The sequence below is a fragment of the Stenotrophomonas sp. GW821-FHT09E08 genome (genome assembly GCF_059416125.1).
Window position 1 is genome coordinate 16,147 of record NZ_JBWKOO010000014.1, and the last position, 18,798, is coordinate 34,944.

Genomic DNA, 18,798 nt, shown 5'->3' on the forward strand with positions numbered 1-18,798 from the left:
AATCGCTGGACGTGCCGATCACCCGCATCGGCCGCATCATGGAAGGGCAGGGCGTGCACACTGAAGGCCACGACGGCCCGAGCGGATACGAGCATTTCGCCTGACACACGAGAACGCCGGGCATGGCCCGGCGCTACCGTGTTGCTCTGGTAGGTGCCAACCTTGGTTGGCACGGATGTGTCAGGCCTTCGTGCCGACACTGCGTCGACCAAGGTCGACGCCTACCAAAACGCCGGGCATGGCCCGGGGCTACCGTGTTGCTCTGGTGGGTGCCAACCTTGGTTGGCACGGATGTAACCGCTCTGCGCGCCGCCTCTTTGGCGTAACCCTTAAACGTGCGGAACGGGCGTGCCACTTCATGGCCGAATCGCTGGACGTGCCGATCACCCGCATCGGCCGCATCATGGAAGGGCAGGGCGTGCACACTGAAGGCCACGACGGCTCGAGCGGATACGAGCACTTCGCCTGAGTGCGGCAGGGATTCGTGTCCCGCCGGTACACGGCAGCGGGCAGGGTGCCTTGATTGCCGGCCATGCTGGCAGCACGGGCGATGAGCATTTAGGAATCCTCCGAATTCGCCGCTGTGCGCTTCGGCTTACAACTATTTTCATAGCCGGGCGATTGACCCGACGACACACTTCACGCTCCTGAAAACGAGCGGTCCCATGTCACGTGTCGTCCATGTCCTGCTGCTGTGTGCGCTGGCGTTCCCCAGCCACGCCAGCGCACCGCAGATCAATGTCGGCGTCCTCTTCGACTACCTGCAGCCTGGCAGCAGCAACCTGCTCAAACGCATCCGCAATACCGGCGCCGGCACCGCCTACGTCCGGGTGGAAGTGGCAGAGATCGTTTTCGATGCCGATGACAAGCCCGTCGAAGTTCCGGTGGATGCGCCATCGCTGGTGCGCAACGCGCCTGGGGCGCATGGGGTCATTGCCAGTCCCAGTCGCCTGATCATCGCAGGCAACGGCCAGCAGGCCACACGTCTGGTGTATCGGGGCCTGCGCGACGAGGAACGCTACTACCGCCTGCGCTTCGTGCCGGTGGCGCCCAGTGCCGAGGAATTCTCGCTCAGCGAGGAACAGGCACAGCAGGCCGCAGAGCTTTCCTCGGCCATCCGCGTGTTCACCGGCTTCGGCACCGTGCTGTTCATCGCGCCACAACACCCGCGCTATGACACACGCATCGAATCCGGCCAGATCCACAACCACGGCAACGCCACCATTGTTCTGGAAAACCTGCGCCAGTGCGAGCGGGCCAAGGTCGACGCCTGTACGCCCGGAATCATCGTGCACGTACGCCCCGGCCGCTCTCACCTGCTGGCGTCTGACGATACGCATTTCATCCGTTACGACCTGAAGGAGGGCGAACGCCAGCGCAGCATCGACAGCCGCCGCTGACCGTCCGTCCCCACCAACGCCATTGTCCCGCCCGGGCCCGCCAGGAGTCCGATGGGACTGCTTTGCCCTTGTCCTGGCTTTTGTACCCACTCACCCTGGAGTATCTGAATGTCCTTCTTGAAACACGCGATGGCGGCTGCGGCAGTCCTGCTCATCACCCCGGCCGTCAGCTTTGCGGCTACCGAAACGAAATCGATCACCGTCAATGTGTCGGCTGACGTTCCCAACGTCGCCGGCCTGCAGGTGTCCACGCCGGACGGCTGGGAAGGCCTGCCGCAGAATCTGCCGTGGGATACCGCACGTCAGGTGCTCGGCGAACTGACCGGTCGCGTGATCAACGTGAAGTCGCCGGCTGCCATCACCGCCTATCTGTCCGCCCCGGCGCAGATGGCCTCGGCCGCGGACGTCGTGGATCTGGCGGTGAAACTGGACAACGTGGTCGTGCCGGCAACGGCCGCCGCCAAGATCACCGTTGCCAACGCAGCCCAGGCCGCATCCGGCAAGTCTCTGGCCTTCGCCATAGCGCCTACCGAACCGGGCGGCGGCTACAAGCAGGGTACTTACGGCGGTCAGTTCCACATGATCTTCGAAAGCGACATCTGACCCCTGCCGAGCTCTGTGCCTTCCTGCCCCACCACGCGTGCGGCAGGAGGGCATCTTCCCTATGCGCCTTTCACACCTACATCCGCGACCGGTTCCGCTGCGGCTGGCGGTTGCCATTGCCGCCCTGCTTGCTGCTGCCTCGGCGCAGGCAAACGCAGGCGCGCCAGACGCACAGGTCAGCCTGCTGGAGCAGCGCGACCGCATGCCTGCGGAGTTCCGCGAGCATCTGTTCGGCAATCCGCTGACCGTTCGCGTGGAACTGGACGGGCAGTACCTGGGCGACGCCGAAGTACTGCTGCATGAAGACAACCGCGTACAGCTGATCGGCTTCGTCGAAAGCATCGACAGCCCGTGGCCGCAGAGCGAGCGTACGCGCTGGGCCGAGCAGCTGGCCGAACCGCTGCCGCTTGGCATATGCGCGCCGCAGTGCCGTGGCCTGGCCGCGCTGCACTACAGTCTGGCCAATTCACTGCTGAGCCTGTTGACGCCGGCAACTGCCAGTGCGGAACAACGCAACATTGCCCTGCCGGCGTCCGGCAGCCATGGCTTGATCGTACGTAACAGCCTGGCCGTGCATGGCGGCCAGGACCAGCCGGCCAGCGCCCGTTACAGCGCTGAACTGAGTGGCAGCATCGGTCTGTGGAGCACGGTTGGCAGCTACCAGTATTACGCCCAACCCGGCAGCACGGAGCACTATCTCAGTGCGTTGTATGCACAACGCGAGCTCGGCGATCATTTCGTCCGCGCGGGCTATTTCCTGCCCACGTTCGAGGGCATCATCCGCCAGCCACGCGCGCCGGGTACGCAGAATGACACCGCGCTGGGAGTGATGTTCGGTTCGTCGGATGTACTGCTGGCCGACACGCGCAGCGCCAGCGTCTATCCGGTCTATGTCACCGCCAACCGCGACGGTGTGGTGGAGATTCTGCGCGACGGCAATCTGCTGGCCACACAGGCCGTGAAGCCCGGCGTGCAGGAGATCGACACGCGTCGCCTGCCAGGCGGCATCTATGACGTGGTACTGCGGGTCATTGAAGACGGCCAGGAGGCCTCGCGCGAAACCGCCTCGATCCACAAACCCAGCCGTTGGCGTGATCCCACCCGGCGCTGGCGCTACAGCGCGTTCGCCGGCCAGCAGCGCAGCCTGCTCGACAGCGATCGTTCAATGCAGGAGGGCGAGATCGCCGCCGGTGCGGTGGTCAACTACCTGTCGCACCCGCGCGCAGTGGCCGGTGCCACCGTGCAGCAGATCGGCACGCGCCGCGCCACCGGCCTGTCGATGGACTGGCAGGCCAGTGATCGCTTCAGCGCCTACACCAATTTCTACACCTCCAGCGATGCCGGGCGCGGCGTGGACCTGCAGGGACTGTATCGCTACCGTGCCGGCTCGGTGGTCGCCAACCACGCGCGCAGCTGGGCAGAGCAGCGTCATCGGCTGCCCGCCAGCGAGGGTGCGCCGCCACGTTGGGAAACCCGGGGAGGCTGGCAGGACACCACGTCCGTATCGATCACCCATCGCTTCAGTCACCGCGATAATGCGAGCCTGCGCGTGGCCCGCAGTTCCGGCTTCACCCGTGGCACCGGCATCGACGTGTCCTACGGTCGCCGCGAGACCCTGTTCGGCAGGCATGACGTCAACTGGCGTGTCTCGGCCTACGACCGTCCGGGCAGCCGCTTCACCCACTATCGCCGCCAGCGCGGCATCGATCTGACCGTCAGTGTGTCACTCGGCAGCGAGCGCCGCAGCTACAGCGGCAGCCTGGGCAGCCGGACCGGCGAAGGCAGCCAGCGCGACGGCTACGTCACCGCGGTCGCCACCCAGCGTGTGGATGGGAAGATCCTGCGCAGCGTCAATGGCATGGTCACAGCTGAACGCAGCGGCATTGGCGCCGGCGCGGGCGCCTATCTGCAGAGCCCACTGCTGGAAGGCGATGTGCAGCTGTATCGCGGTGCCGGTTCTGGCCACGTTGGCGGCAGCGCCAACCTGGACAGCACCGTGGTGATCGGGGGAGGACATGCTGCCGTGCTGGGCCAAGGACGCAGCGGCAGCGTGGACACCGGCATCATCGTCGACGTGCGCAGTGACTTCCCCAATATCACGTTGCGTGCCGACGACAGTCGTGGCGGTGGCGTGCAACTGCGCCCGGGACGCAACTTCGTTCCGGTCACCGCCTATCGTGCGGGACAGGTGCAGTTCGACTTCCACGGCCGGCACGCACCTGCGGCGGCGCTGCAGCCGTCGACCATCAGCTACCACCTCAACAAGGGCGGCGTGGTGCACACCACGGTGGATGTACTGCGCACCTTCACCGTGATGGGTCAGGTACTGGATGCCGATGGCAACGGCATGCGCGGTGTGCAGGTGATCAACCACGCCGGCCGCAGCGTCAGCCAGGAAGAAGGCTTCTTCACCCTTGAACTCAGCGCACGCGCGCCGGTGGTGGAGCTGCGCTACCCGAACCGGATCAGCTGTGTGCTGACCATGGAGGAGGGCCGTCACCCGCGCGAAGGCGATGTACTGATGGTGGGCGGCATCGGTTGTCCGCCGTCGGTGGTCGCGCACTAGCCCATTGTTCCGACGAACCAGGCAGGTCTAAAGCATGACTATTGGCATCCGGCTGTTCCCGTTGCTGGCCGTAATGGCGGCGTTGCCTGCCACCGCACAGGTGGTGGACGTCAACGTCACCGGTGAATTCAGGCCCAACGCCCTGGATCCGGGCGATACCGCATTCCGCAACACGACACCCCGGGGCAGCTTCTGCAACTGGAGGCCGGCCGAATGCGATAGAAACGGGGCCTATATCTTCGATCTCGGCAACCGCGAGTACTGGCGCAAGGAAGGGCCGAGCGACGACACGTCAAGGCGTGATACCACCTACATCCGCTTCCCGCCACCGCGTACGATCACCCTGCAGGAGGTGTCGAGCGGACGCACCTTCGAGGCGACCATCAGCTTTGCGGCCCTGTCCATGCGCATCAACTTCGGTGGTGGCGGCGATCCCTGGTACCACGGCGTCAGTGGAGGTTGCACGGCCATCCGCGGCGCCGGTGGGGTTGGATTCTCACTGGGTGGTTGGGCGGCGCGGACACCAGCCAGCCCCACCGAGTGCTACAGCACCAGCACGCGGTATGGCCGCACCTATTCCTACCGGAACGTGGGGCTCGGCATCCACGTCACCCTGCCCAATGCAATGACGCTGCAGGACGGCCGTTACGCGGCCCAGGAAACCTGGACCACCGGCGGCGCCGGGGCCGATATCGATCTGGGCGACAACATCACCGGTGTCGAGGCCGTGCGCATGAACTTCGTGTTCGATGTGATCCACGATTTCCAGGTGCGCTTCGCCACCGAGGCGCCGCGCGTACAGTTGGCGCCCGAAGGGGGCTGGTCGCCCTGGATCGATCATGGCACTGCTCCGGCGAGGCTGCGCCAGGAGCTGCCGTTTCATCTGACCACGTCTATGGACTTCAGCATGAAGCTGCGCTGCCAGCACCACGTCGGCGACCAGTGCGGCATTCATGATCCGCAGGCGGACAAGCAGGTGCCGGTGGATGTGGACGTCACCCTTCCGGGCATGAACAACCTGCGCGATGGCCGTCCGGCGCAGAACACCGTACTGCTGGCCGATGACGGTCAGGCACCGCGCTTCACGCCCGATGGTTACCTGATGCAGCGCCGTTCGACCCTGCGCTTCACCGCCGGGCGTGACGCGGTGCTGGAGATGGTGAAGACACCGGGCTCGCGCTGGGAAGGAGACATGACCGTGTTGTTCGACGCCAATCCCTGAGCCTGGGGCAGGGATTGGCGTGGTCGAGGTGCCGCGGAAGCTGGCTACGCTACCCGGCACTGCACATCCACATACTCGCCCAGCCCACGGCAGGCCAGCAGCAAGCCTTCGCGCACGTCATCGCCCACCTGCTGGTCGGCATCGCCGTCCACGCGTACGCGCTCGATGGCGTGCAGCAGTTCCAGCAGCAAGGTCAGCCCGGCATTGGCGCGGTCGATGCGTGCCATCGCGAAGCCGAAGCACTTGCGACCTTTGTCCGGCCACGGTTGGCCGTCGGCAGCGTCCACCTGGCGGATGCGCTGCAGGCAGCCGAGCAGGGTGATGCCTTCGTCGGCGTGGGCGCGCATCGTGCTGCCCAACGTGGTTTCGAGTGCTTTGGCCAGATCGTCCGGCAAGCGTTCGACGGCGTCGCCCAATGTGGCGAACAGATAGGGATAGAGCGAAGAAGTCATGGCGGCGTCCTTGAGTGCGGAGCAAGGGGCCGCCCTCGCGCTGGGCGAGGGCGGCGGACGGTGCGTGGTTGCAATACCGGAGGTTGATGTAGAAACGCCGGCGGGTACGAGACCCCCACGCACCGCCCGCCATAGGGCACGGACGGATTGCCTGCCGACGCCGCCCAACAAGGAAAGAGCGACGCCGACAGGCAAGCGTAAACAACAAAGTTGCCAAACGGGATTGCAAGCCCGTGCCACCCGTTGTCGGTGGCGCGCCATGATGTGCACGCAGGTGCTGCTGTACCAATCAGAGAAGTTTCAATTTCGAAAACGTTGCAGATGCATACTGCATGCGCTGCGCGAAGCCGAGCACGCATGCGCGTGCCAGTTGCGACATGTGTTGTAGCGCCGAGCGCATCCTCGGCTCATCGCGATCTGACCGAAGAGCAGCCGAGCCTGGCTCGGCGCTACAGAAACCAGAAAGCAGAAAGCAGAACAGCGCCGGATCTCTGCGGCGCCGTTCGTGTTTACATCACCACTTGTAAGCCACGCTCAGGTTCGCCGTCGCTTCACGGTACCCACTGTCACCGCGCATCACCCCGAACCCGCCCCAGGCACTGAAGCCGGAACGGAATTCCACGCGCGCACCCGCGCTCAGTTCATAGCGGTTGCGCGGGATGCCGGCCTTCAGCAACTCGTCGTCGAAGGCGATGCCGTTACCAGCACCATCGCGGTACCAGTTGGCCGCCAGATACGGGCTGACCGAGGCACCGGCCGCACTGCGGCCTTCACCCTGCAGGCGCAGGCCTGCACGGCCGGACAAACCACTGTCGCCCAGGGCGCGCACCACGGTGCCATTGGTTTCGTTGTGTACATCGGTGCTGGCGTCGGTGTAGACCAGCTGCACCTCCGGCTGCAGGCTCAGCGCCGTGCTACCGATCTGACCGATGTTGAAGCGATAGCCGGCTTCCAGCGACGACTGCCAGATATCCGAGTCGTAGCGTTCCTCGGTCAGGCCTTCGCCCTGTACGCGGTTGCGAAACTGGCCGCGCTGCACGCTGGTATCCACATACAGCGCCTCGGTCCTCCAGTTGCCGTACACGCCCAGCGCCCCCCCTTCCACCCTTCCGCGTGCGCTGAAGCCGGTCAGCTGCGAACGCGAGGTGGCGCTACTGCGTGCAGCGGTGCCCATCACACCCACGCGGCCACGACCGTTGTCGAACACGCCGATGTCTGCCCCCAACTGCAGGCGCGAACGGTCCACGCGCAGGTCCAGCTGGTCATCCACGGCCGCCAGCTTGCTCTGGTTGGCATCCACGCGCGTCCAGCCGCGCACCCCCTCGGTGGCGGGACTACCACCCTGGCGGTCGCGCCAGGTATGGCGCAGAAGCTGGTCTAGTGCGAACTGGTTGGCCAGGTAAGCACCGGCCTCCGGGCGCAGCACTGGCACCGGGGTGATTGGATCAATCGGATCAACCGGGTCGATTGGCGTTACGGGGGTGCAGTCCGGCAGGGTCGGGTCGATCTTGCACGGGTCCGGTGCCGTGGCTAGTTCAGAACGCAGGTACCAGTTGCCGTTGGCATCCTTCACTAGGAAGTACTCGTACTGACCGCCCACCGCGCGGCCGACCAGATCGAACTGGGCATTGGACGCACCACCGATATCTATCAGCTCGATGCCGCGGTCGGTCTTGGCACCGGCACCGCCGGCGTTGAGCACGCGCACATTGGCCTGGCCGTTGGCGTCGCCATTGATCACCAGTGTGTCGGTCAGCGAGGTGTCATCGCCCAGCTGGGTGTTGAACAGCAGGGTGCCGCCGTTGCCGGTGAACGCATCCAGGCTGAGGGTATTGAAGCTGCTGCCATCGCCCAGCGCCACGGTCCCGCCCGCGCCAAGGGTGAGATGGCCGACCGTGCTGTCGCCGGTCATCAGCCAGGCGCTGTCGCTGTCGATGCTGGCCGTGGTGACGTTGGCGAAACGGCCATCGATCTGCGCCTTGTTGCGCAGTACCACGTCCAGGCTGCCGGTAACGCGCTCGGCCTCGAAGGTGATGTCGCCCGCAAGGCGTGCGTCATCCACCGTGAAGTGAACTTCGGCTTCGGATGCGGCAACACCATCGGGACGTACCAGCAGCAGGTGGCCATCGCCGCCGGACAGCTGCGAGCCATTGGCGACGGTGATGTCGTAGCGCACCAGCCTGCGCGGCGCCACCCAGATGGCGGCACCGTTGTCCGAGGCCACCTGGGCGTTGTCCACGCGCAGGGTGATGGGCTGACCGAGCACAGACGAAATGGTTCCGCCCAACAGCAGTACGCCGGAGTTGGCGCCTTCCACCCGGGTGCCGTTCTGCAGTATGGCGGTTCCCTGCTGCAGTCGCACCGCGTGGCCGTTGCTCAGGTTTACTGCACCCGGCGACGCCTCAGCGCGAACGAAAGAGGAATCGACGATGACGGTGCTGTTGGCGTCCGGCCGGCTGGGCGACTTGTCGAGGTAGATGCCGACGCTGAACCTGGCATTGGCACCGACCGAATGCAGGGTGCTTCCAACAATGTGTGCGGTGGAAAGGTCGCTGACCACCACGCTGCCGTCACGCAGCCCACTGTTGGTCATATCCAGCGTTGAACTGCCCTGCAGCACGATGTCGGCCCTCCCGCCACTGGACAGCGCTTCGACGCGGCCGTTGCGCAGCGTTACCTGTGAATCGGTGCTGCGGATCGTCTCCGTACGACCCTTTTCGACAGTCAGGCTGGAGCCATTGATTAGCGTCCAGGCTTCAATTGCGGTGCTCTCGCGCACGGTCGCGGATTGGCCATCCAGGTTGCGTGCCAGCACGGATGTTGCAGGAAGGGTCGCCAGGGCCAACAGGAGGCACTGGGTGAGGGGGCGCATGGTTAGGCACTGGGGACGTGCAGAATGACGGCGCATGGATCACTCCTGATCGGACGAATGTGTCTGGTTTGGACAGCCGCGTCATCGGCCGTCCCCCATCTCATCCGGGTGGCTTGATCTGTCGGCGATGCTATGCCAAAGACAACCAGGCATGTCCACTTCGACTCAAATTGTTCCGGCTCAGGTGTCGCGGTCCCATGCAACTTGTTGCAAAGTGTCGCGATCGGCTTCCTGCGTTTCTTGAGGGTTCAGCGTGCGCCGGCACCGTCGCCGGCCGGCAGATCCAACTGCTGCGTGGGCTGCAGCGACTGGATGAAGCCCTCATCGTGGGAGATGACGACCAGGGTGCCCGGGTAGGCGTGCAGGACCTGCAGCAGATGGGCACGAAGGCTCATGTCCAGGTTGTTGGTGGGTTCGTCCAGTATCAGCAGGGTGGGCGGGTGGGCCGCCATCAGGGCCATCGCCAGGCGTGCGCGTTCGCCCCCTGACAGCTGGCCGATGGTCGTCTGCGCCGGAGCCTCACCACGGAACAGGAAGTCGGCCAGATGCAGGCGGCATTCGGAGGGGGTCCATTGGGGTTGGCATGCGGCCATCGCCTGCACCGGCGTCAGCGCGCTCGGCAGTGCATCGTAGTGCTGGTCGATCAGCGCCACCTGCTCCTTTGCCGGCAGCAGCCAGTCGCCTTCACGCTGGACATCGGTGGCATCCTGCAATGCGCGGGCGAAGGTGGATTTGCCGCTGCCATTGTCGCCGGTCACCAGCAGGCAGTCGCCCACCTCCAGGCGTACCAGCAGCTGCTGCACGACCAGGGGCGCGTGGTAGCCGCATGCGCCGTCGGCGACCTGCACCACCACGCCCTCCCGGCGCCAGCCCGCGGGAAGCTGGAAGCGCGGCGCGATGACCTCGTCGCGCTGCAGCTGCCGGCGGCGCTCGGCGATGTCTTCCTGCACGTCTCGGATCTGCTGGCGTTTCTGTCCCGCCGTGGTGTTACCGCGCTCCAGCTTGGTGGCCGAGCGCACCGTGCCCCATTTGCGCTGCTCCACCTTCACCGCGCCACGCTTGCGTGAGGAGGCGGCGCGTTCCTGTTCGCGCATGAGAGCGTCGTGGGCCTGCGACTGCGCGCGGTCGAGGTCGCGCACGGTACGATCCAGCGCGTCGCGTCGGCGCTGCAGTTCCAGCTGGTGGTCGTGGTAGCGGCCCTGGAAGACCTCGATACGCTGGTTGTGGATATGCCACAGCGTGCCGCACAGCGCCTCGATCAGGGCGGTGTCGTGTGAGGCAATCACCAAGGTGCCGTGGTACTGGCGTAGCCGGGCCAGCAGCGAGCGCCGTGCGCTGCGGTCCAGGTGGTTGCTGGGTTCGTCCAGCAGCAGCACATCCGGAGCTGCATCCAGCGCACGCGCCAGGGCATGGCGCATCTGTTCGCCGCCGCTGCGCGCCGATCCGTCCAGCACGTGCTGCGGCACGTAGGCAACGGATGCCCCGTCGCGCCAGTGGATCTGTCCTGCGCTGGGCGCTGCCTGTCCGGCCAGCATCCGCAGCAGGCTGCTCTTGCCGGTACCGTTGTTGCCGATCAGCGCGACACGCGCGCCTGCGGGCAGTCGAAGGTCCACGCCGCTGAAAAGCGCGCGGCCGTTGAAGTGAAGCTCGATGTCTTGCAGTTGCAGCATGGTGCGTAATCTCCAGCAGGCAGGCTGTTGACGGCCTGATCATCCACCGCAGGGTGCTGTTGCAGGATGCCTGACTTCAAGAGCCTGCGCGGCGGCTATTGCAGCGGCCGTCTACGCGCGGGCAGCCTGTCGTTCCTGGGCGGGGCAGTCACGACAGAAGAAGTTCACCCTGCCCTGTGGAGTCGAGCCTACGCTTGGCTCCACACGGAACCTCACGCCGGCGGCAGCACCTTGCCGGGGTTGAGGATGCCATCCGGGTCCAATGCGGCTTTGATCGCGCGCATCGTCATCAGCGTTTCCGCACTGAACGCCTTGGCCATGAAATCGCGCTTGGCCAGGCCGATGCCGTGTTCGCCCGACAGCGTGCCACCCAGCGCCAGCGTCAGCTCGAAGATCTTCGGCAGCGCGGCATGCGCGCGTGCGTTTTCGTCGGCATCGTCCGGGTGGTACAGGATGTTGACGTGCAGGTTGCCGTTGCCGGCATGGCCGAAGGTGACGATGGTCAACGTGTACTCGCGTGCCAGTGCCTGTACCCCGGCGACCAGATCCGGGATGCGCGACACCGGCACCACCACGTCTTCGTTGATCTTGCCCGGCGCCACGCTGCGCAGCGCGGGCGACAGCGCCTTGCGCGCGGCCCACAGCTGATCGCGCGCGCGACCTTCCATCGCTACATCCAGTTCGATCATGCCGTCGCCTTCGGCGGCGTTGGCCAGTGCCTGCAGCAGATAGGGCAGGGTGTCGTGGTCGCCATCGGCTTCGACCAGCAGCATCGCGCCAGCGTCGGGTACGTCGGCACCGTTGAGGCGCAACAGCTCCAGGCTGCGTGCGTCCATGAATTCCAAGCGTGTGGGAACGACTGGCTGCGACATCAGCCGCGACACGGCAGCGGCGGCGGCATCGGCATCGCGGTACAGCACGCGCAGGCCAGCCTGGCTGACCGGCAGCGGGGTCAGCTTCAACGTGGCTTCCACGATCAGTGCCAGCGTGCCTTCGCTGCCCACCAGCAGATGGGTGAGGTCGTAGCCGGTGGCATCCTTGGTGTAGGCACCGCCGCAACGGATCACCTCACCGGTACCTGTCACTGCTACCAGGCCCAGCACGTTGTCGCGGCTGGTGCCGTACTTCACCGCGCGCGGACCACCGGCATTGCAGGCCAGGTTGCCGCCGATGCTGCAGATCTCCGCGCTGGAAGGATCCGGTGCCCAGAACAGCCCGTGCGGTGCCAGTGCCTGCTGCAGCGTTCCGTTGAGCACGCCCGGCTGCACCACGGCGCAGCGGTCACCGGCGCGGATCTCGAGGATGCGGTCCATGCGGGTGAACGACAGCACGATGCTGCCGGGCACTGGCACGGCGGCGCCGGTGGTGCCGGTGCCCGCACCGCGCGCGACCAGGGCCACGCCATGCGCGCGGCAGGCACGCACCAGCGCCTGCACCTGTTCGATGTCGGCCGGCAGTGCCACCGCAGCCGGGCGCTGGTGGCGCCACGAGTTGTCCTGCGCGTTGGCCTCCAGTGCGCCGTCATCCATGCGCCAGCCTTCCGCGCCCAGCAGGGCGGACAGTTCGACAACCAGTGCAGCGGGTAGTGCGGTACTCATGACGGATCTCGTGGAGCAGCAGGAGCAGGTTGAATCAGTTTCCAGGCAACAACGGCGCCGGCCAGCGGCAGCCACACCCAGCGCAGTTCCGACAGCAGGGTGGCCAGGCCGCGCGCGCTGAAGAACTGCGGGGCAAACGGTGAAACGCGGATCGGCCGCCACGGTGCGAAGAAGCGGTGTTCGCTCCACGGCCAGGCCAGGGCAACGCCAAGGCCGCCCGAGGTCATGGCGTCGAGCAGCGGATGGCTGGCGGCGCAGACGAAGACGAACACCGCCGCTTGCACGGTAGATGCCAACCTTGGTTGGCATGGAGGCGCCGACCAAGGTCGGCGACTACCGGAGCTGCGGGGTGCCGACCAAGGTCGGCCTCTACCAAGGTTCAACAATAACGCCGCCAATATGGCCAGCGCGCAGGCAAACAGCAACGAATGGCTGGCACCGCGATGTCCGAACGCATCGGCATAGGGAATGTGCAGTGCAAAGGCCAGTACATCGGCATCGGGCAGCATTGCCGCGACCACACCGGCCGCCAGCAGTCGCGGCGGGATGCGGCCACGATCAGCGGCGCACCACAGCGCCAGCGGCACGGCTGCGTGGGTGATGATCGAAGGCATCAGTCACGCACCGTGGTAGTGCCGGCCAGGCTGCGCTCTGGTAGGTGCCAACCTTGGTTGGCACAGAAGCGCCGACCAAGGTCGGCCTCTACCAGAGCGGACGGTACCCATCAGCAGTCATCCAGCCGGAACGCATCACGCAGCCACCGCAGCTGCGGCGGCTCGCCCGTGGCTTCAACCACATCAAAACGGCAGGGCGCATTGGCCAGCGCCGGGTTGTCCTGCAGGTACAGCTGCGCGGCATGCGCCAGGCGCCGGCACTTGCGCGCATCCACCGAAGCGGCGCCGCCACCGAAATCCGATCGCGCGCGGTAGCGCACTTCCACGAACACCACGGTACCGGCGTCATCCATCACCAGGTCCAGTTCACCGCCGCGGTAACGCACGTTGCGTGCACGCGGCTGTAGCCCGGCCTGTTGCAGATACTGCTCGGCGGCGGCTTCCACCGCCGAGCCACGTTGGCTGCGCTCAGCGACCACCGACGATCGGCATCGGCCGGCCGCCATTGAAGGTGGACCACGCCGGTTGGCGCAGGATGTTGCCGTTGCTGTCCAGGAACAGGGTACCGGTGGCACCGTCCAGGCCGCCTTCGTTGGACAGCTTGTCCAGGTAGGCGGTGATCTTCCAGGCATCGGCACCGAAGGCGAACAGGCGGCCAGCCGCACCGCGCGCGCTCGGCAGAGTGCTGGCCACCTGGCTGGCCGAAGGCAGGCCGGACACGCTGCGTACGTTCCAGGCTTCGTTCGGGTAGACGATGCCGTCCAGCGCCACGTCTTCTTCCACCTTGCCGCTGCCGACCGTCAACTGCGAGGTGCCGACGCGGGTGGCGCCACCGGCACCGGCCAGCGCCAGTTGCGGCGCCAGCAGGCGGGCCTGCGGCGCGCGCACGGCAAGGAACACGGCGTCGACCTGGCCGGCATTGCGCACCTGCGCGCCGACATCACCGACGGCATCGCTGACGTTGAAGGTCGCCACGACCTGGCCGCCGCGCTGAGCAAAACGCTGTGCGAAGGCAGCGGCGGAACGGCGGCCGGTATCGTCATTGCTGCTGATCACCAGTGCGCGGTTGCGTTCGCGGCCACGCAGGTACTCGGCGGCGACGATGCCGTCGTCTTCCGGTGCCAGCGAGAAACCGGCGCTGCCGGCCGGCGGCGCATCCTTGCCACGGTTCAGTGCCAGCACCGGTACCTGCAGCTGCTGGCGGCCATACACCGCGTCCACCTCGTCGCGGCCCAGCGGACCGACCACGAAGTCGACACCGGAGGCGACGGCCTTGTCATACGCGGCCAGCGCACCGGCCGCGGTACCGGCGGTGTCGATGAAATTGATCTCCGGGCGACGGCGGGTCTCGCCGTAGTAAGCGGCCAGCAGGCCATCACGTACCGGCTGCGCGGCGGTGGCCAGGCGACCACTGAGCGGCAGCAGCACCGCCAGTTTGGCCGGCGGACGGTAGCCGTCGCTCATCGCCGGCGGGCGCTTGCTGGTATCGAACTGGGCTGCACCATCGCGGTCGAACGGGCGCGGCAGCGGCAGGCCACGCGCGATCAGCGCGCGGCCGGCGAAGTTGTACAGCGGATCGTTGGCCGGCAGTGCGGCGGCACGGCTGCGCAGGGTGGCATCGTCGAGGGTGCCGAGCAGGCCGGAGATTGCAGCCTGGTTCTCGCTGCGCGCGCTGCCGGTCAGGCTGGCATGGGCGCGGGCCCGCTCGTTGGCGGCACCGAAGGCATCGCCGGTGCCCTGCAGGGCCTGGGCGCGGGCCAGCAGCCAGCGCGTGCGCAGGCCGACCGCAACGCTGTCGGCATGGTCCTTCAGCAGTGCCAGTGCCTGCGCCGGTTGCTTGTCGGCCAGCGCCAGCTCGGCGCCGGTCAGCTGGTAGCGCTGCAGGCTGGCGCCGGTCAGCTGGCGGGCGGTGAGCTGGCCCAGCAGGCTGCGCGCGCGGGCGCTGTCGCCGGCCAGGTTCCAGGCCCAGGCTGCGTCGGCCAGCGCGTTGCTCCGGGCACCGCCGCGCAGGGTTGCAGCCAGGGCTTCCAGCTGCAGTGCGGCGTCGCGCGGCTTGCCCTGTTCGATCAGCGCCAGCGCCTGGCTCTGGGCCGGCGATTCGGGTGCACTGGTCAGGCTGGTGGTGGCACAGCCGGCCAGCAGCATCAGCGACAACGACAGGGCGGAGATCCGTGCGGCGGGCTTGTTCATGATCGGGTCCATGCGATGAGGGCAGCGGCCTTGGCCGGGTACACGCTACGATTCTACCCTTGCCCCGTGAGTACCGCTGAAATGAGTGTCCCAACCCTGTACGTCGTCGCCACCCCGATCGGCAACCTGGCCGATCTGAGCCCGCGCGCGCAGGAGGTGTTGCGTTCGGTGGCGGCCATCTGTGCCGAAGACACCCGCCGCAGCGGCCAGCTGCTGTCCCATTTTGGCATCCAGCAGCCGTTGGTAGCCCTGCATGAACACAATGAGGAAGCCCTGGCCCAGCGCCTGGTCTCGCGCCTTCAGGCCGGCGAGTCGCTGGCGCTGGTCAGTGATGCGGGTACGCCGCTGGTCAGTGATCCGGGTTTCCGCCTGGTGCGTGCCGCGCGCGCGGCAGGCATCAAGGTCAGCCCGATTCCCGGTGCCTGCGCCGCCATCGCCGCGCTGAGCGTGGCCGGCCTGCCCAGCGACCGTTTCAGCTTCGAGGGCTTCCTGCCGGCCAAGGCCAGCGGACGCCGCGACCGCCTGCAGGCGCTGGCCGGTGAAGTGCGCACGATGGTGTTCTACGAATCCTCGCACCGCATCACCGAGTCGCTGGCCGACATGGCGGCGATCTTCGGTGGCGAGCGCCCGGCAGTACTGGCGCGCGAGCTGACCAAGCTGTTCGAGACCGTACTGGATGGCGATCTGGCCGGCCTGCTGGCCAGGGTGGAAGCCGACGAGAACCAGCGCAAGGGCGAGTTCGTGGTGATGGTGCAGGGCGCCGGCGACGATGAGGAAGCGCAGCTGGCGCATGGCCGTCGCGTGTACGCCAAGCTGAGCGAGCATCTGCCGCCGTCGACCGCGGCCAAGCTGGCGGCTGAATTGACCGGCGCACCGCGCAAGGCGTTGTACGGCAGCTGATGGATCGTGCGGACCAAGGTCCGCACCCACCAGAGCAGCGGAACCGGTAGATCTGCGCCCCGCGTGGATGGATGAACCGCACGCCGCGATCAGCACGGCAGGAAGGGCGTGCGTAGGCTAGAATGTGCGCTGGCGGAGTCGGCCAGACAGTCGCGTCATCCCTTCGGGGGTGCCGAGGAAAGTCCGGGCTCCATAGGGCAAGGTGCCAGGTAACGCCTGGGCGGCGCAAGCCGACGGAAAGTGCAACAGAAAGATACCGCCTACGTCTTCTTCGGAAGGCCGGTAAGGGTGAAATGGTGCGGTAAGAGCGCACCGCGAGTCTGGCAACAGACCGGCACGGCAAACCCCACCTGGAGCAAGACCAAATAGGGATCCTTTGGCGCGGCCCGCGTTGGATCCGGGTAGGTTGCTTGAGCGTTGCGGTGACGTAACGCCTAGAGGAATGACTGTCCACGACAGAACCCGGCTTATCGGCCGGCTCCGCCTCCTTCTTCATCCACGCATGGCGTGGATCTACCGTGATTGCGGGGTCGGACCCCTTTCCGGAGGAAAGGGCTCTGACCCCACGGTGCTCAGCCCGGCGTACGGTACTGCCCGGCGGAAATGAACTGCGAGAAGCGCTCGCACCACACCACCACCGTGGTGTAGTCGTCCACGTCCACGTTGTCGGGCACGTCCACCAGGAAACGGCTGAAGGTTTTCACCTCGCCGATGCGCTGGGCCTGTGCCTTGATCTTCAGGAAGTCGGCCTTGTTGTCGACGAAGTCGCGAACCAGGTAGACCTTGTAATCCGGGCCCGGTCCCATCTTGCCGTCGAAGGCGACCTGGCGCGGGCTGACGCTGACCTTGCCTTCGGCCCAATGCACTGCATCGCTGCCCTTGAGGTCGCGACGGAAGGTGGTGTGGTAGGTGGCGTCACCCATGACCGCCTGCACCTGCGCCGCCGGCGGGTCGTCAGGGGCGATCAGGATCGGCAGGAGGTAGATGCCCAGGCCAAAGCCCAGGCCGAGGGTGAGCAGGTGGGTAACGACAAGTACGAGAACACGGCGCATCAATGACTCCCTGTGGATCGGTGAGGCGCGCGGCAGGACCGCGCCAGATCATCGTGTGGCGTGCGTGCAGACATTTATAGACACAGAAAACAGGTACAGGGTCAGAAATCGACCTGGCTCTGGCCCAGGGCGACGCCCTGCGGGCCAAAGCGACGTTCGTGGATCTGCCCATGCCCGTTGGCATCGATCAGCAGCACGGTGCTGGCGCGGGTGCCGTAGTCGTCGCCGCGGATGAAGGCCGGGCTCAGCCAGCGCTCGCGCTCCAGGCCGATGCCGGTGTCGGGAAGGTCGCTGTCGGCGGGGCGGTGCTCGTCAGCCAGGGCATCCCAGAGCGGGGTCAGATCCCTTTCCCCCTGGGAAAGGGGTCTGACCCCGTCTTCCTGCAGCCATGCTTCAAGGGCGTCCATCAGCCGTCGGGTCTTCGGCCACGGCGCGTCCAGCGCGCCGTTGGACATGCCATGCACGCCCGGGCCCAGGCGCTGCCGTTCGGCGGGGTGGTTGCCCAGGTACTCCAGGCTGTCGCCATCGGCCAGCAGGAGGTTGAACGGGGCGTAGGCGCCGGCCACGGTCGCCAGCCGGTCGATATGCACGGCGGCGGCATCACGGCCACGCAGGAAGTCGGCCACCAGTGCGCCACGCGAGGGGCCGGTCTGTGCGGCCAGCGGATCGCGCACGTTGGTGACCACCGCCATCCGGCCCTTGGCGCCGACCCCGGCCCAGCCACCACCGGAGCGCAGGTCGCGTCCGCCGATGACGGAGGTCTCATCTTGCCAGGGGGCCAGCGCCGCCGTGGGACGGGCGTGGAACTCATCACGGTTGCCGGTCATCACCAGCCGCCAGCGCGGGTGGTGCATCCAGCCAAGAGCGAGCAGGCACATGGCCTCATTGTGCACGGTTTGCGCAGTCTGGCGCCGCTTCCGGCTCGTTTTGGATGAATGCGCGGCCAATGTTTCACGCGCTGTCTACAGCCCTGAACTTCCGTTCAATCTCAAAAATTGAGACGGATCAGCAACTTGTGGATAAGCCTTGAACAATTCTCTAAAGGTTGTTGCAAGCCATTGATGCGGCTGGCGATTTCCCCGCTGAAAAGTTGTTGACAACCTTCGGGCCGCTGCTAAGGTGGGCATCAGAGGGAAATCCGGGTGTTTTGTGGGTTTTCGTGGTTCAATGTTTCACCGGGCGAAGGATAGGTGCACGCGTCGTGTTCCAGGGCGAGACGGCCATCACAGTTGACGATAAAGGGCGCATGGCGGTTCCCACCGCTTACCGCGACCTCGTCGCGCGCGCCAGCAACAACCGTCTCGTGCTGACCTACAACCCGTTCGAAGCCGGCTGCCTGTGGCTGTACGCAGAGTCGGAATGGGAGCGGGTCCGCGACGATGTGATGTCCAAACCCAACACCCAGCGCGTCGTGCGCCTGTTGCAGCAGAAGCTGGTCGGCTCGGCCGCCCATCTGGAGCTGGACGGCAACGGTCGCATCAGCATCCCCGCCAGCCACCGCGGTGCGGTGGGCATTGAGAAGAAGGCGGTACTGCTCGGTATGGGCGACAAGTTCGAATTGTGGAGCGAGCAGGCGCATCGGGCCCTGATCCAGCAGACGTTGTCTGACGAGGATCTGGGTGATGGGTTGCTCGACCTGAAGTTGTGAGCCGGGGTGCC

At 66.3% G+C, this 18,798-nt stretch carries 15 protein-coding genes and 1 other RNA gene; 7 read left to right on the forward strand and 9 right to left on the reverse strand.

Annotation, left to right across the window (positions count from 1 at the left end; genetic code table 11):
* Positions 1–665: 665 nt before the first annotated feature.
* From AC07M7_RS16185 to AC07M7_RS16200, 4 genes are all read left to right on the forward strand, one after another.
* A complete protein-coding gene (locus AC07M7_RS16185) occupies positions 666–1,400 on the forward strand; it encodes a CS1 fimbrial subunit B flags: Precursor (RefSeq protein ID WP_426354370.1) in 735 nt (244 codons plus the stop codon).
* A 108-nt stretch (positions 1,401–1,508) separates the two neighbouring features.
* Positions 1,509–2,003, forward strand: coding sequence for a CS1 type fimbrial major subunit (locus tag AC07M7_RS16190; RefSeq protein WP_025876629.1), 495 nt, complete (start codon positions 1,509–1,511; stop codon positions 2,001–2,003).
* Between the two features lie 61 nt (positions 2,004–2,064).
* Positions 2,065–4,569: a TcfC E-set like domain-containing protein gene (locus AC07M7_RS16195; RefSeq protein ID WP_495207849.1), complete on the forward strand. Its 2,505-nt coding sequence runs from the start codon at positions 2,065–2,067 to the stop codon at positions 4,567–4,569.
* Positions 4,570–4,603: 34 nt separating this feature from the next.
* Complete coding sequence (locus tag AC07M7_RS16200) at positions 4,604–5,791, forward strand: hypothetical protein (protein WP_495207850.1); 1,188 nt, start codon at positions 4,604–4,606, stop codon at positions 5,789–5,791.
* Positions 5,792–5,835: 44 nt separating this feature from the next.
* Here AC07M7_RS16200 and AC07M7_RS16205 read toward each other — a convergent pair whose 3' ends face one another.
* The 7 genes from AC07M7_RS16205 to AC07M7_RS16235 all read right to left on the reverse strand — a co-directional run bounded on the left by AC07M7_RS16205 (position 5,836) and on the right by AC07M7_RS16235 (position 15,187).
* Complete coding sequence (locus AC07M7_RS16205) at positions 5,836–6,243, reverse strand: hypothetical protein (RefSeq protein ID WP_495207851.1); 408 nt, start codon at positions 6,241–6,243, stop codon at positions 5,836–5,838.
* Between the two features lie 514 nt (positions 6,244–6,757).
* Complete coding sequence (locus AC07M7_RS16210; protein WP_495207852.1) at positions 6,758–9,115, reverse strand: autotransporter family protein; 2,358 nt, start codon at positions 9,113–9,115, stop codon at positions 6,758–6,760.
* 248 nt (positions 9,116–9,363) lie between these two features.
* Complete coding sequence (locus AC07M7_RS16215) at positions 9,364–10,785, reverse strand: ATP-binding cassette domain-containing protein (RefSeq protein ID WP_495207853.1); 1,422 nt, start codon at positions 10,783–10,785, stop codon at positions 9,364–9,366.
* Between the two features lie 212 nt (positions 10,786–10,997).
* Positions 10,998–12,383 (reverse strand): FAD-binding oxidoreductase, encoded by a 1,386-nt coding sequence (locus AC07M7_RS16220; RefSeq protein ID WP_495207854.1) that lies wholly within the window; start codon positions 12,381–12,383, stop codon positions 10,998–11,000.
* Positions 12,380–12,997 (reverse strand): metal-dependent hydrolase, encoded by a 618-nt coding sequence (locus AC07M7_RS16225; RefSeq protein WP_495207855.1) that lies wholly within the window; start codon positions 12,995–12,997, stop codon positions 12,380–12,382. The genes AC07M7_RS16220 and AC07M7_RS16225 overlap by 4 nt, the downstream gene beginning before the upstream one ends.
* 110 nt (positions 12,998–13,107) lie before the next feature.
* Complete coding sequence (locus tag AC07M7_RS16230) at positions 13,108–13,476, reverse strand: YraN family protein (protein WP_495207856.1); 369 nt, start codon at positions 13,474–13,476, stop codon at positions 13,108–13,110.
* On the reverse strand, positions 13,466–15,187 hold the full coding sequence (locus AC07M7_RS16235) for a penicillin-binding protein activator (protein ID WP_046982692.1): 1,722 nt from the start codon (positions 15,185–15,187) through the stop codon (positions 13,466–13,468). The genes AC07M7_RS16230 and AC07M7_RS16235 overlap by 11 nt, the downstream gene beginning before the upstream one ends.
* Before the next feature lie 81 nt (positions 15,188–15,268).
* Here AC07M7_RS16235 and rsmI point away from each other — a divergent pair, with 81 nt between their 5' ends.
* Both rsmI and rnpB read left to right on the forward strand, forming a co-directional pair.
* A complete protein-coding gene (gene rsmI / locus AC07M7_RS16240) occupies positions 15,269–16,087 on the forward strand; it encodes a 16S rRNA (cytidine(1402)-2'-O)-methyltransferase (RefSeq protein ID WP_046982693.1) in 819 nt (272 codons plus the stop codon).
* A gap of 134 nt (positions 16,088–16,221) precedes the next feature.
* An RNA gene (rnpB, locus tag AC07M7_RS16245) (RNase P RNA component class A) lies at positions 16,222–16,573 on the forward strand.
* Positions 16,574–16,659: 86 nt separating this feature from the next.
* Here the strand turns inward: rnpB and AC07M7_RS16250 are convergent.
* The gene (locus tag AC07M7_RS16250; protein WP_046982694.1) at positions 16,660–17,139 is read right to left on the reverse strand and encodes a DM13 domain-containing protein; all 480 of its coding nucleotides are present in this window, start codon (positions 17,137–17,139) and stop codon (positions 16,660–16,662) included.
* Positions 17,140–17,240: 101 nt separating this feature from the next.
* Complete coding sequence (locus AC07M7_RS16255) at positions 17,241–18,017, reverse strand: NRDE family protein (RefSeq protein WP_428709900.1); 777 nt, start codon at positions 18,015–18,017, stop codon at positions 17,241–17,243.
* 323 nt (positions 18,018–18,340) lie between these two features.
* Here AC07M7_RS16255 and mraZ point away from each other — a divergent pair, with 323 nt between their 5' ends.
* Entirely contained in the window at positions 18,341–18,787 is a 447-nt protein-coding gene (gene mraZ, locus AC07M7_RS16260) for a division/cell wall cluster transcriptional repressor MraZ (RefSeq protein ID WP_004143635.1), read from the forward strand.
* Positions 18,788–18,798 lie beyond the last annotated feature (11 nt).